The sequence below is a fragment of the Candidatus Methylacidiphilales bacterium genome (assembly GCA_028713655.1).
In the GTDB taxonomy this organism is placed as follows: Bacteria; Verrucomicrobiota; Verrucomicrobiia; order Methylacidiphilales; family JAAUTS01; genus JAQTNW01.
On sequence record JAQTNW010000020.1, the window covers coordinates 1 to 13,895 of the forward strand.

Annotated in this window: 13 protein-coding genes; 5 read left to right on the forward strand and 8 right to left on the reverse strand. The window is 55.9% G+C overall.

The window, feature by feature from the left end; all coding sequences use genetic code 11:
• The 4 genes from PHD76_08035 to PHD76_08050 form a co-directional block, all read left to right on the forward strand.
• A partial coding sequence (locus PHD76_08035) for a hypothetical protein (protein MDD5261784.1) occupies nt 1-1,703 on the forward strand: 1,703 nt, incomplete at its 5' end.
• A 167-nt stretch (nt 1,704-1,870) separates the two neighbouring features.
• Nucleotides 1,871-2,116: a hypothetical protein gene (locus PHD76_08040; GenBank protein ID MDD5261785.1), complete on the forward strand. Its 246-nt coding sequence runs from the start codon at nt 1,871-1,873 to the stop codon at nt 2,114-2,116.
• Complete coding sequence (locus tag PHD76_08045) at nt 2,113-2,547, forward strand: PIN domain-containing protein (protein MDD5261786.1); 435 nt, start codon at nt 2,113-2,115, stop codon at nt 2,545-2,547. The genes PHD76_08040 and PHD76_08045 overlap by 4 nt, the downstream gene beginning before the upstream one ends.
• An 80-nt stretch (nt 2,548-2,627) precedes the next feature.
• Entirely contained in the window at nt 2,628-2,885 is a 258-nt protein-coding gene (locus PHD76_08050) for a hypothetical protein (GenBank protein ID MDD5261787.1), read from the forward strand.
• A 10-nt stretch (nt 2,886-2,895) separates the two neighbouring features.
• Here the strand turns inward: PHD76_08050 and PHD76_08055 are convergent, their stop codons facing one another.
• From PHD76_08055 to PHD76_08090, 8 genes are all read right to left on the reverse strand, one after another.
• Nucleotides 2,896-3,516, reverse strand: coding sequence for an ERCC4 domain-containing protein (locus PHD76_08055; protein MDD5261788.1), 621 nt, complete (start codon nt 3,514-3,516; stop codon nt 2,896-2,898).
• 376 nt (nt 3,517-3,892) lie between these two features.
• On the reverse strand, nt 3,893-4,087 hold the full coding sequence (locus PHD76_08060; GenBank protein ID MDD5261789.1) for a hypothetical protein: 195 nt from the start codon (nt 4,085-4,087) through the stop codon (nt 3,893-3,895).
• Nucleotides 4,069-4,386: a hypothetical protein gene (locus PHD76_08065; protein ID MDD5261790.1), complete on the reverse strand. Its 318-nt coding sequence runs from the start codon at nt 4,384-4,386 to the stop codon at nt 4,069-4,071. Before PHD76_08065 ends, PHD76_08060 begins: the two co-directional genes overlap by 19 nt.
• 53 nt (nt 4,387-4,439) lie before the next feature.
• Complete coding sequence (purB, locus tag PHD76_08070; GenBank protein MDD5261791.1) at nt 4,440-5,735, reverse strand: adenylosuccinate lyase; 1,296 nt, start codon at nt 5,733-5,735, stop codon at nt 4,440-4,442.
• A gap of 46 nt (nt 5,736-5,781) precedes the next feature.
• Nucleotides 5,782-6,249 carry an endonuclease NucS gene (locus tag PHD76_08075; protein MDD5261792.1) on the reverse strand — a complete coding sequence of 156 codons (468 nt, stop codon included), beginning with the start codon at nt 6,247-6,249 and terminating at the stop codon, nt 5,782-5,784.
• Nucleotides 6,233-6,859, reverse strand: a complete 627-nt coding sequence (locus PHD76_08080; GenBank protein MDD5261793.1) for a hypothetical protein — start codon at nt 6,857-6,859, stop codon at nt 6,233-6,235. Before PHD76_08080 ends, PHD76_08075 begins: the two co-directional genes overlap by 17 nt.
• Complete coding sequence (locus PHD76_08085) at nt 6,856-7,329, reverse strand: ParA family protein (protein ID MDD5261794.1); 474 nt, start codon at nt 7,327-7,329, stop codon at nt 6,856-6,858. Before PHD76_08085 ends, PHD76_08080 begins: the two co-directional genes overlap by 4 nt.
• Entirely contained in the window at nt 7,326-7,742 is a 417-nt protein-coding gene (locus tag PHD76_08090; protein ID MDD5261795.1) for a ParA family protein, read from the reverse strand. Before PHD76_08090 ends, PHD76_08085 begins: the two co-directional genes overlap by 4 nt.
• 345 nt (nt 7,743-8,087) lie before the next feature.
• Between PHD76_08090 and PHD76_08095 the strand changes: the two genes are divergently transcribed.
• Nucleotides 8,088-13,895: an alpha-2-macroglobulin gene (locus PHD76_08095; GenBank protein MDD5261796.1), complete on the forward strand. Its 5,808-nt coding sequence runs from the start codon at nt 8,088-8,090 to the stop codon at nt 13,893-13,895.

Sequence of the window (13,895 nt, forward strand, 5' to 3'; positions counted from 1 at the left end):
CCAACTTTGACGGCACTTCATCCGACACCTACATCCAGAAGAACCTCAACGACCTCCTTCCTCCCACGAGCGGATGGTCCTTGCAAAGCCCCACCTACTCCAGCCCCTGCGTCGCCATCAACAACTCTGCCCTAATCGTCGGCACCGCAACCTACTCAGGCTCCGATTCCTCCATCGCCCCAGGCCAGCACGGAATCATCCTAGTTCCCTTTGACATAGTTAGAAAAGATGACAATGACAAATATCAACCCGTTGATGATATTCCGGTCATGGTCCCCGGAACGGGTGTTGGTTGCGGGGTTGCAACTGTGCCTTCCAGCGCTCCTCCGGTGTTTACTATTCAAGCTTTACAGTCGCTAAATAGTCAGGTCGTCGATACATTGACTTTTTCATCGGGAACACAAACTATTCCGCTAGCTGAAACTGGAGCTAATACCCAGATTTTTTCAAGTAGTGACGGCACAATTACAATTGAGGTTTTATCTCCAATAAGTTTTAACGAAAACGCATACGACACTTTTAAAGCACGCTACACCAATACAACACAATCGATCAGCAACCAAATCATTAGCTTAGGCGAAACAGAAAATGTTGGTGTATTTCGTTCTATGTGTTTCCAAATGTCCTTGTCTTTTAATCAGGCACCTGATCCCAATCAACCCGATACAATCCATTTTACTATTTCAAATTCTGAAATAGGTGACGTTATATCGGACACGCTTACGGAAACTGGAGCCAATACCATGGTATTTTCGGATTCAAAGTCGTCCATCGTGGCGCATATTTCCGGGACATTATCGTCTGGCCAAATTGATGAAATCGACGTGGAAGCAACTTTTCCAGATATAAACGCCAATGCAGTGGCCATGACTTTGAAAGAGACTTCTGCAAGCTCATTAGTATTTACAAATTTTGCTAGCGGATCAACGACGTTTGCTAATCAAACACCGCGAACTCCTTCAGAAAAAGTCGAGGTCTTCCGTGTACGGCGATATTCTGGCCAGACTGAAGACACCATTCAGATGACCGTTAAAACCTCGGTCGAGGAAAAGCCTATCACTTTAACGCGGTCAACAGGTGGGGAGTTTCTTTCAGAAAAATTAATCATGATCAAAGAGGGTGAAAACGTCAGTGAAATTCCGGAAGCATTACTTTACACCGTAATCCAAGTTGCATCTGATACTGACCCAAAAACCAAAGAAATAGAATTTAAGGATAATGTACTACAACAGACCTTTACTAAGAAAAACGCTCTTAAGCCAGCATTCATTGGTCAAAGTTTTACCGATGGAACTTTAAAACAACAGGGGTTGACCTTCGTTCAACTATGGGGAAGTGGGGTTACCGATAATCTTGGATGGGCCTTAACCGGAGATTCAACTGATTCTTCGACGACAAAACCCAAATTCTTAGATGCGCTGCCAAAGAGTGGCTTTCTCGCGTGGTTTGGGCATGGTCTCCGCACTAAAGCCTCTCCAGCGTTTACTGGAATAGCGCTAATTCCTCCGGACGGATCAGAATTGGCAACAACCTATGAGCTTTATAGCAGCGAATTGCCGTCTGGGTTGGACTATGAATTCGTTTTTTTGAATGGATGTGGTTCGGCTACACCAAATAATGCTGGTGCAGCGGATTTTATATCGAAATTCAACGCAAAGGCTTACCTTGGGTGTGGCCTGACCCCCGGAAACGGGACGCTTTGAAAATGTAGTTCTGATCCTGTAGATGGGACAGAACAAATGAAAAAGAGCAAATTCAGCGAAGAACACTCGTTTTTAAAGCGCAGACATGTCTGCGCACTCCAAAATTTCTGTTTGGATAGGGTTCTCTATATTTGACAATATGGGTATATGGGTCATATTAACTTTCCATGAAGACTACGTTGGAAATTTCCGATCATTTACTGCAGCGCGCGAAGCGTCTCGCCGCACAGGAAAAGACCACCCTGCGCAACCTGACTGAGGAGGGATTGACCCGTGTTTTGACAGAACGCCAACACCGCCAGCCAGCCCGGCTTGAGCCGGTCACCTTCAAAGGCCGGGGACTCACCCCCTCCTTCCAAGGGGCCACCTGGGAACAATTCCGGGATGCCGCTTACGCGGGACGCGGCGCATGATTGCCGTTGACACCAACCTGCTCGTGTACGCCTTGCGGCAGGATTCGGAATTTCACACTCAGGCTTTGAAAAGCCTGCTCACTCTGGCTGAAGCTGGCCAGCGTTGGGGCATCCCCTGGCCCTGTTTGCACGAGTACCTGTCCATTGCCACCCACTCACGTATCTACTCTCCGCCCACGCCCATGCCCGTCGCAGTAAAGTCACTGGATGTCTGGTTGAACTCGCCCAACTGCCAGTTGCTCGCGGAAGGGCCCGGTTACTGGCCGCTGTTACAATCCCTCCTGACCCAAAGCAAATGCGCCGGTCCCATGGTTCACGATGCACGCATTGCAGCGCTGTGCCTGCACCACGGCGTCCGGGAACTTTGGACCGCAGACCGGGACTTTTCCCGATTCCACAAACTGCGCACCAAAAATCCGCTGCTCTCCTGACCCGGATGCCACGCGAAAGTGTTGACGCCTGTCGATACCAGGCTCATTTTTGACCTTTCCATCTAACTATGAAGGTCCCTATGAATCCTGCATCCGCCCTGCGTCGCGTCCCTGTAAAGAAAACCGCACTCCGGCGGAAAAAACGCCCGCAGTTCCCACTCGCCACCGACTGGCGGACCACTGACGCCCATGAAATCCTCAAACGGCAACTACGCGCCGCCGAGGAGCGCCCCCGCGCCTCAGCGGGAGTAGGGATTTTTCAGGGTTGTTTCCTGAACGATGTGGCGGATTGCCGCCGCGGTTCCCGGTCCGACCCCATCCACCTCCGCCAGTTTTAATTCACTGGCGCTAATTACAGCTTCCACACTGCCGAATCTGGCCAGCAATCCTGCCCGCCCGTTCGGGACCGATGCCGGGAAGCCCCTGCAGGATATACAGCTGCCTTCTACGCCTTTTCCTGGGCCGGTAGCCGCCGCGCACAAGACCTTCGCCGGTTGCGGCGCTGCGCAATTGCCGGCCCGCATAAAGGCAGAGCCGGGCGGTCTCTGCCACATCCCAGGAACGCAAGACCGGCAAACCGAAGACCAGAGTCAACGTCACCAATGCCCCTTGGACGGCTTCGCGGCTCACTGCGCCCTCTGCAATCTTTCCTTGCAGCACGATTAAAGGAACAGCGCCTCCATCCCGCACGCGGGCCAGGCGCAGGGCTTGCGAAAAAAGGCGTTGATCTACAATCGAGCGCTCCAAGTCGGCGAGCGTTTTGCGTTCGACCACAAGCCTGGTGTCCACGCAGACATCCCCGATTGGAAGTTCGGATACAGATACTTGGACTCCACTGTGCGCGGTAAAGGCTTCCACCAATCCGGACGGCCGCTCCCGATGATCGATTTCCACCTGGATTTCATCGGGAGATACGGTCTTGGACGAATTTAATCCGCTGTCGATATCCGGTTGTTCAATTGCTTCCACAGCCAACATTTCAATTTCACGCAACGGTACAAGGCTGCGATGTCCTTTTCATGTCAATCCGGTGGAAATTTGCCGCGGTTTTGCCGCTGCGTTATCGCGAGAACCCAAACCTTTCAATAAGGTGTTTTGAGCGGGAATGAGCGGGAGAATCAAGTGCGCTGGCAAATCGCAGCAGCGGCGGCGCTTTTTATTCGCGATTCCTCTCGGAGTTGTATTGAGCTGGAAATCCAAAGCGGTGTCGCGCCTCCGGCTTGCCACCGCACTCCATATCGCTTCATGGTAAAAAATGATTTTTTGATTTATTTGGAGCGGTCTTGGATCGCCTTCCATCTTTCATAGACCCGCACAACCTCTGTCGGCACGAGGCGGCGTTCCATTACATGGCGGACTGTGATTCATCTGTAGGCTGCAACAAAAGGTCGGCATCATAGGAAAATTCGAGAGGACCTCCGACGCCGCCCAAATCAGAAAACAAAACCAGAAGGGAGGAGGAGCCGAAAACCCGGATCAGGGAATTGCGGCTCAAACTGCGGGCCGCGTCCACGAGATGGTTTAATGCCTGTATGTCCATGGCTCCCGGGTTTCCCGGCGTTCGTCCGGCGTCAATATCCCGGCAAACGGGCTGAAGTCGCGCATGCGCGCGGATTGGGGATCGTCCGATGTCAAAACCGATAGGAGATCGGACATTCCGTTTCCCGACTTTTTCGCGTTCAACAGCAGCCTCTGCCATTCGCGCAAACGTTCGGGAGCTCCGTGGCCCCGGGCCAGCCAGCGCTCAATATTTTCCAGCACGGTGTCAATGCATTCCGGGCACCCGGAAATTTTATCCGCAATGACTTGCCAGTGACTCGGCAGTGGCGGGGGTTTCATGAGATTCGTTATCGCAAAATTATACCCGTGTTGCGAGCGCAAATGCCGCCCTATTACAACCCGCACTTTTTGAACGTACCGTTGACATGCTTGAAATGCCGGTCGAGGGAACAGATTTTTTTCAATTCGCCCACAGGAATCAGTTTGAGCAATTCCCGGTCGGTCAGGAGATGGCTGAGGAAGGTGCCCGAACCGCTTTGCCAGCAGGCCATGGCGTTGCGCTGGACCATTTCATAGGCCGTGCGGCGTTCCACTCCGCGGTCGGTCAACGCAAGCAGTACGCTCTGCGAAAAATACAGCCCGCGCGTGATGTCCAGATTGCGCTTCATATTTTCCGGATACACCACCTGCTTTTCAACCAGCGTTGTCAGCTTCGCGAGCATGTAGTCGAGAAGGATCGTCGAGTCGGGCAGGATCACGCGCTCGGCCGACGAATGCGAGATGTCGCGCTCATGCCAGAGAGCAACGTTTTCCATCGCGGCGATTGCGTTGCCGCGAATGACGCGGGCCAGGCCACTGAGCCGTTCCCCGATGATGGGGTTGCGCTTGTGCGGCATCGCGGAAGAGCCCTTCTGCCCGGCGGCGAAATATTCCTCGACTTCCAACACCTCGGTACGCTGCAAGTGGCGGAACTCGGTCGCCCAGCGGTCGATGCTGCTGGCGATGAGCGCCAGCGTGTTCATGTAATGCGCATGGCGGTCGCGCTGGATGATCTGGGTGGAAATGTTGGCGGGCTGCAGGTTCAACTTTTTGCAGACATATTCCTCGATTCTCGGGTCGAGATGGGCGTGGGTACCGACGGCGCCGGAAAGCTTGCCGACCGCAATCTGTTCGCAGGCGGCAAGGAGCCGCTCCTCGGCGCGGCCAAATTCCTCATACATCAGGGCCAGCTTGAGTCCGTAGGTGACCGGCTCGGCATGAATGCCGTGCGAGCGGCCTATCATCGGCGTGAATTTGTACTGGCGCGCCTTTCGGGCGACCGCTTTGCGCAGCTCTTCGATATCTTTCAACAATAGGGCGCCCGCTTGTGCCATTTGAATCGCAAGCGTGGTATCCAGCAAATCGGAAGAGGTCAGCCCCTGGTGAATCCAACGCCCCGCAGGCCCGACGTAGGTGGCGACATTTTCCAGGAACGCCAGCACATCGTGCTGGGTGCGCTCCTCGTTTTTGCGCACCTGATCGATGTCGAACTTCGCCCCGGCGCGGATTTTCGCGGCGTCCTTTTTTGGAATGGAACCGTATTTGGCCATGCCCTCGCAGGCCAGCACTTCGATTTCGAGCCAGTGGGAAAGCTTGGCTTCCTCGGTCCAAACGGCGGTCATTTCAGGGCGGGAATAACGTTCAATCATAAGCTGGAATTAAACAGCAAGAAGGCGAAGGAGCAAGGAACATCCCTTACAAACGATCCGCTTCGCCATCAACCGGGCAAACCGGGAACCGGGCGTCATAGGCCTTGCGACACGCGCAACACACCACAACGCGCTCGGGAATATCCCTCCCGAGCTGTTTGAAAACCACGCGTCCGCGCTTGTGCCGGATCCAGTGCGCCGCGTCGGCATGAATCGCACGGCCAGCCAAAATCCCGGAGCAAATCGCCGAAGGCCTGGCCAGTTTTTTCATGTAGCGCTCCAACTGCAGGCAGTGGGCCAGATCCACACGACCGCGTTTGATCTCAACCACCAGTTGTCGGCCGGGACGGGCAAAGAGAAGATCGATGCGATTACCGTGGCCCAGATTGATTTGTCGCCGGGGCCGTCCCCAGCCGGGAGCCACCAGTTCGGGGTAGAAAGCCAGGAGATCCTCGATCCGCTGCTCCCGCCGACTGCGGCGGATGATCGCCAACGTATCAGAGCAGGTGGCCATGCATGCGGCGGGCGCGCTCCATGAGGCTGCGGACCAACTCTTCCTTGGGCAGCGTTTTGGCATCAGGCACGCCGTTGGCGCCTGCCAATTTTCGCAGAACATCGATTTTCTTGAATCGCTTGTCCAGTTCAAGCGCCAGTTCCTCGTCAGACAATCCGCCCAATCTGTTGAATTCAACCCTCAATGCGTCGGCATCCTTGGGAACGGGAACGGCGGGCGTCTTGAGCTGTGCCAGATGGCGTTGCGCGACAGACAAGGCATTCTCGCCTCGGCCGGACGATTTGATTTCGGCCAGCCAATGCTTTTTCAGCGTCGTGGCAGTCTTGCACTGTGCGAGTGGCGGTCCATGTCCGGTCGTTTCCTTGAAAAGCAATTTCAGCACCGGCAATGTAAAATGCTTTTTCTCCGGCGACTGGAGCAATCGCTCAAGGTCACGGATGCCCGGGGCCAGTCCGGCGGCGGCGTCCTGGACCACCGCCTTGAATTTGGCGGCCTGCTTTTCAAACGCGGCCGCCTTGGTGGCCAGAGCCTTGCCTTCCATGCTTGGGCCGTGTTTGTCCAGCAACGCGGCTGTTTCCCGAAGGTCGCGGGCGAGGTCTTTGTAATTCATAATTGCTCCAGGTGGGCTTCCAGGGCTTGGGCAAGCTGATAGTAATCGGCCGAGCCGATGCTGTCCGGCGCGTGCAGGCAGACCGGCAGATGCTCTCCGGTGGAGGCGGCGACATCCGCGCTGAGACGCACAAAGGGCTCCAGAACCTCACAACTCGGAAGAACCTGATGCTGCGCCTTCAATTGGGCCAGGGTGTTGCGAAGTTCCTCGACGCCCTGCCGGAAAGCGTTGATTTCACGGTAATGGCTGACCGCAATTGCGGTGATGGAGGACCGCCGCCGGCCCTGCCGGAATCCCGAAACCCTGTCGCTGAACTGCTCCACCTGCTGCGCCAGGATTTGGAACCCCGAAAGCGAAAGAAAATCGGGCACGAACGGCACCACGCAAAAATCGGCGGCGTAGAGCGCATTTTTGGTGACGGCATACACGTTGGGCGGGCAATCGTAAAATACGTAGTCGTAGGCTTTCACAGATTCCTTGACGGCCCTGTGCAGGTATTCAAAAATCGGGCGTAGCGGTTTTGATAAATTTTGTCCTCAATCGTCAGCAACTCAACCGAGGCCGGCAGAAGATCCAGATTGGCGATCAATGGAAACTCCTTGCGCGGGACCCCGCGCACCACTGCGGAATCAAAATCGAACTGGTGTTTGCCGACGATTTGGTCGTCGAAAATCTGGTATGTGGAATTGCGCCCGCCGGCGACGTGGCTTTTCCAATCCTGCGGGTTCATGAGCCAGAAGCTGGCGTTGCACTGGGGATCCAAGTCGGCCACCAGCACCCGCTTTTGGAAGTAATACGACAGGCAGGCGGCCAGATTCACGGTCAGGGCCGTTTTGCCGACGCCGCCTTTGAAGTTGATAAAGGCTATGGATTTAACGGCCATGGACGGCTCCGGCGGAAAATTTAAAAAAACTGGCTCGGCATGAATTCATAATCTTCGCCCTTCGCAAAACCCTAGCTTCCGGCGCTGATTTGTCGATGTTGTTCACCGCAGTCGCAGGGGACGCAGAGGAAGAAATAATAAACGAACCCCCTTTTCTTCCCCCTTGTCAGGGGGATGGATGCTACTTGTCCCAACCGCAAAAAAATGTCTTTCTTGGCGTTTTAGCGTGCGCCACAGGCGCATGGCGACTTTGCGTTAAAAGCTCTGCGTTCTCCGTGTCTGTGGTAAAGATAATTTCGAATTTTGAAATAAACCCCGCAGTTCCCGCGATTATAATCCCAGACTATGAAACATTTTCTTACCCACCTCGTTGAAAAGACAACCTCCTTCCTCACCAAGATCCCGTCCGCCCTCCGAAGCTTCTTCGGCAGCGTCACCTGGCAGCCCCCGGACTGGGTGCAGACCGCCCGGACCCGAGTCACCGCCGAGCCAAAAAAAACCGCCCTTATAACAGGCGCCATCGTCCTCGGTGTTGCGCTCCTCATAGTCGGAATTAAACTCCTCACCCCGAAACCGGACGAAAACGCCATCGTCGCCGCAGCGGCCATACCTGATCTGGCCCAGGTCACGGACGATGCGCTCATTCCCCAACCGCTCTACGTCGAATTCAGCAACTCGGTCGCCAAGCTCGATCAGATCGGAAAATCCGTCACCCAGGGCGTCCGGCTCGAACCCGAAACGGCGGGCGACTGGAGCTGGGCCAGCGACCGCCGCCTGATGTTCACTCCCAAGGCTGATTGGCCTGCCCGCACCCGTTATCACATCAGCCTGGCCCGCTCGCTATTCGCCCCCCATGTGCATCTGCGCAATTACAGTACCAATTTCACCACGCGGCCCTTCACAGCCTCCATTGATGACCTCCAGTTTTATATCAATCCGAAGGAACCTGCGATGCGCCAGGTCACGGCCACGTTGAATTTCAGCCATGCGGTTTCAGCCGAGCGCCTGCAAAAGGCCCTCGAACTTTCCGGTCCCAACCTGGACGGCCTCCTGATCCGCAAAAACAACGAACCCGATTTCGCCGTAACGCTCGCCGATCACGGACGCAAGGCCTGGTTCCGTTCCCTGCCTGTGCGCCTGCCTGAAAAGCCCTGCACATTCTACCTCGAAATCGCCAAGGGCCTGAAACCCCTGGCAGGCGCGGGGCTGGGCGAACCTCTCAAAAAGGACATCCGGATTCCCGATCTCTACAGCTTCTTGAATGTGGATTTTTCCAACTTCCAGATTGTCCGCAACCGCGACGGCGACCCCCAACAAACGCTTGTGCTGCGCACATCGGTCGGCGTCAAGCCGGAGCAACTCTTGCAACACCTCTCGCTTTACATGTTGCCCAAGGACAAACCGGCGCGCCTGAACGAAAAAATTGTTGAAAATTACAAATGGCAGAGCCCGGCGGAAATCGACGAATCGATCCTGGGCCTTTCCGAAAAGATTCCGCTCAAGCTGAATCCTTCCGATCAGGATTATCCGAACCTTCACTCGATCACGCTGGACCTGCCGCCGGGACGTTTCGCCTGCCTGAAGCTGAGCAAAGAACTGGAAGGCCTGGGCGGCTTTGTCATGAAAGATCCGTATAGCAATGTGCTGGAGATTCCTGATTACCCCAGGGAAATCCGGATCATGCACGACGGGTCCATCCTGGCCCAAAGCGGAGAATGCAAGTTGTCGGTTCTCACCCGCGGCGTGAAACAGGTCGAATACCGCCTGGGCAAAATCTCACCCTCCGAAATCAACCACCTCGTCAGCCAGTCCGAGGGAAATTTCCAGAATCCGTTCTTCCGCAATTACAGTTTCGGGGAAGACAACATCAGCCGGGCTTTTTATAAAACCGTAAGCATCGGCAATTCCGACTCATCCAAACCCAACTACCTGGCATTGGATTTCCGGAAGTTGCTTGCGGAACACAACGTTGAAGCCGGCGGCCTCTTCTTCCTCGAAGTCACGGAACAACCCGACGACGAAAGCACGCCTCAAAAACTTTCCAAGCCTGAGCCTGATCAAATGCCGGACCAAAGCCGCTGGCCCGACCAGAGTAGCGGCAAGAGTGGCGACCGCCGTCTCATTCTGATCACCAACCTCGGTATCATCGTCAAAGACAATGCCGACGGCACGCACGACCTCTTTGTGCAATCGATCCAGACCGGAAAACCCGTGGCCGGGGCCTCAGTGCAAATCCTCGGCAAAAACGGCGAACCGGTTGCCGAAGCCACGACTAATGCGGAAGGCCGCGCGAGCCTGGCGCGTGTCAGCGATCTGAAACGCGAAAAACAGCCGGTCGCATTCGTTGTCAAAAAAGGCGCGGACGTTTCCTTCCTGCCCTTCAACCGGGCGGACCGACGCCTGAATTTTTCCCGCTACGAAACCGGCGGGTTGGAACTGGATGACGCGAAAAAATTGACCGCCTTCCTGTTCACCGAACGGGGTCTGTATCGTCCAGGCGATGAAGTCCACATCGGCCTCATCGCGAAGCAATACGATTGGGCAGGCGACTTGAACGGCCTGCCGCTGAAACTGGTCATCACAGACCCGCGCGACATGGCCGTGCACAGCGAGTCCGTGCGCCTGACAAAGGATGGCTTTCTCGCGTTGTCCTACACGCCGCGCGAATCGTCGCCCACGGGTACGTATTGGGCCTCGGTCTATATCACCCATGACAAGGAGGAAGACGAATTGCTCGGCGACACATCATTCCGGGTCGAGGAATTTTTACCAGACCGTTTGAAGATCGAGTCCAACCTCAGCCCAACCCCGGCGGGAGGCTGGATCGCGCCGGACGACCTGAAAATCCAGGTGCATCTGCGCAATTTGTACGGCACCGCGGCCGTGGCAAACCGCATCCAGGGGGAAATGACACTCTCGCCCGCTGCTTATGCGTTCCGCAGCTATCCGAATCATGTGTTTTACGATCCGGATCTCGACCCCAAGAAACCGCTGCACACCTTGCAGGAACAACTCACCGAAACCCAGACTGACGACAAGGGCGAAGCTCACCTCGACCTCAATTTGCGGCGCTTCGAGCAGGGGGTCTATCGACTGAGTTATCTCGTGCGCGGATTTGAACCCGAGGGCGGCCGCAATGTGGCCACATCCGGCGGCGTCCTGGTCTCCGCCCGGGAATTCCTGATCGGCTGCAAATCCGACGGTGATTTTTCCTATCTCCGCGTTGGCAGTAAACACAAGGCCGAATTCCTTGCCATCCAGCGCAACCTGGAGCCGCGCGCGGTGGACAACCTGCGCCTGCAGCTCATGGAGCAGCATTACATTTCTGTTCTCACGCAGAACCCGAACGGCAACTATGCCTATCAATCCGTTCTGAAAGAAAAAGAAGTCGCCAACAACCCGATCGCACTCGCCAAAGACGGATTCCAATACGACATTCCCACCGCGGAGCCGGGCGATTACGTGGCCCGCATCTTCAACAGCGACAACACCTGCCTGAGCGTCCTGCGCTTCAGCGTTGTGGGTAATGCGAATCTTTCCCGGTCGTTGGAGAAAAACGCGGAGCTCAAGGCGAAGCTTTCGAAAAACGAATACAAGGCGGGTGAAAACATTTCCGTCTCCATCACCGCCCCCTACACAGGCGCGGGACTGATCACCATTGAGCGCGAAAAAGTGTATGCCTCCAAATGGTTCCAGGCCGACACCACCGGCAGCACGCAGAGCATCGCACTGCCGCCGGGACTGGAAGGCAACGCCTACGTCAACATCACGTTTGTGCGTTCGCTCGATTCGAAGGAAATTTTCGTCAGCCCGCTCAGCACCGCTGTGCTGCCGTTCCGCATCAACCGCGATCCGCATACGGTGCATATCACCCTCGACACGCCTGAAAAAGCCCGGCCCGGCAAGCCTTTCCCGATCAAATTCAAAACCGACCGGCCCGGCAAGATCGTTGTGTATGCCGTCGATGAAGGCATCCTGCAGGTGGCGCATTACGGATTGCCGGACCCGCTCGAGCATTTCATGGAAAAACGCGCCCTGCAGGTTTCCACCAGCCAGATCCTGGACCTGATCCTGCCCGAGTATTCCATAGTCAAAGCGTTGGCTGCGGCGGGCGGCGACGGCGGCGACGATCAACTGGCCTCCAACCTGAACCCCTTCAAACGCAAATCGGAAAAGCCAGTCGTGTTTTGGTCGGGCGTCATCGATGCCACCGGGAAGGAACAGCAATTGACCTACGATGTCCCGGATTATTTTAATGGCACACTGCGCGTCATGGCGGTTGCTGCCGGAACTGAAACCGCGGGTGCTGCGGAAAAAACATCCACGATCCAGGGGCCGTTCGTCATCCAGCCCAACGTGCCCACGTTCGCCGCGCCGGGCGACGAATTCGAAGTCACCGTTCCCGTGGCCAACAATGTGGAGCAATCCGGCCCCGATGCGCATGTGACCCTCAGCCTGGCCACGAGCGAAAATCTTGAGCTGATTGAAAAGCCCGAAAGCAACCTGCCGATTGCCGAGGGCCGCGATGCGGTTTTCCATTGCAAAGTCAAAGCCCGTGAAATCCTCGGCAATGCCGATCTCGTTTTCACCGCATCGCTCAACGGCGAGTCCGCGCAAAGGTCTTCACATCTCAGTGTGCGTCCCTCCTCGCCGTTCCTGACGCGCATCCACAGCGGTTACTTTGAGAAGAGCAGTATGGAAATTCCGAAGGAACGGGATCTGTACCCGCAGTTCCGTAAACAGCAGGCCGGCATTTCCCTGCTGCCACTGGGATTTGCCTGGGGTCTCAAGACTTATCTGGACGACTATCCCCATCTGTGCTCGGAGCAGCTCACGAGCCGCGCCTTTGCCATCATACTGGTGGATGCCGAAACGGGAGAGACGCTGGCCGCGTCCGAGCGGGAAAAGAACATCGCCCAAATCATCAACATTCTGCGCACGCGCCAGAATGACAAGGGCGCCGTTGCACTTTGGAAACCCGAACAGAATCTGCGTTTTGACTTTCCCTCGCTCTATGTGATGCATTTCCTGACCGAAGCGAAGGAAGCCGGCTACGAAGTGCCCGATGACTTCTTCGAGCGCGGCATGAGTCATTTGGAAGAAATCGCAGCCGACAAACCTTCGAACCTCTACGAGGCGCGCCAACAGGCCTATGCGATTTATCTGATCACGCGCAACCAAAAGGTGGCCACGAACGACCTCGACCGCCTGCACACCTGGCTGGAGGAAGAACACAAAACGGAGTGGCACGACGACCTGACGGCTCTCTATTGCGCCGCTTCCTATGCCATGTTGCATAACGCCAAGGACGCAGATAAAATTATGTCAGGCTTCCACGTTGGCCATCATCCGAAACTGGAGTGGGAGGATTTCTACAGCGATCTGGGCCGCGACTCGCAATACTTGTACATCCTGGCCCGGCATTTCCCTGAAAAGCTGAGTGCGGTTTCCGTCGATGACCTGATGCGGATCGTCGATCCCATCGCGCAAGGCGCTTACAACACCCACTCCGCCGCCTACGCCATCATGGGCCTCAAAGCCTATTCACAGGCCGCCGGGAAAGATAAAAATGTGAAGCTCGCCATCGAGGAGAAACTCAAGGATGGCCGCGTGAGCCCCATGGAACTCAGCGGCACCCTCTGCCCGCACGGCGAGATCAGTCCGGAAGCCCAGTCGCTGCTCTTCAAGTCCGGCGGTGCGCCCCGCGCGTTCTATCAAGTCACCGAATCCGGCTTTGACCGCAACCCGTCTGCGACTCCCCTCTCGCAAGGCCTCGAAGTGCAGCGCGAATACCGGAATCGCAAGAACGAGGTTGTGACCGGCGCGGCCCTCGGCGAGGAACTGACGGTGCACATCAAAATCCGCAGCCTCGACCAGGACTATGCCGACAACGTGGCTGTTGTGGATCTGTTGCCGGGCGGATTTGAAGTGGAGGCCGACTCCATCCGCAATGCAACCTGCGAATATGCCGACATCCGCGAAGACCGGATTGTGCTTTACACAAATACGCAGCGCGAAGTGTCGGAATTTGTTTACAAAATCCGGGCCGTGAACCACGGCCAATACCAGGCGCCGCCCGTTCAGGCCGAGGCCATGTATCGCCCCAGCCTGCAGGCCCGTGGCACAACCGGAACCCTGAAAGTCGAAAATTGA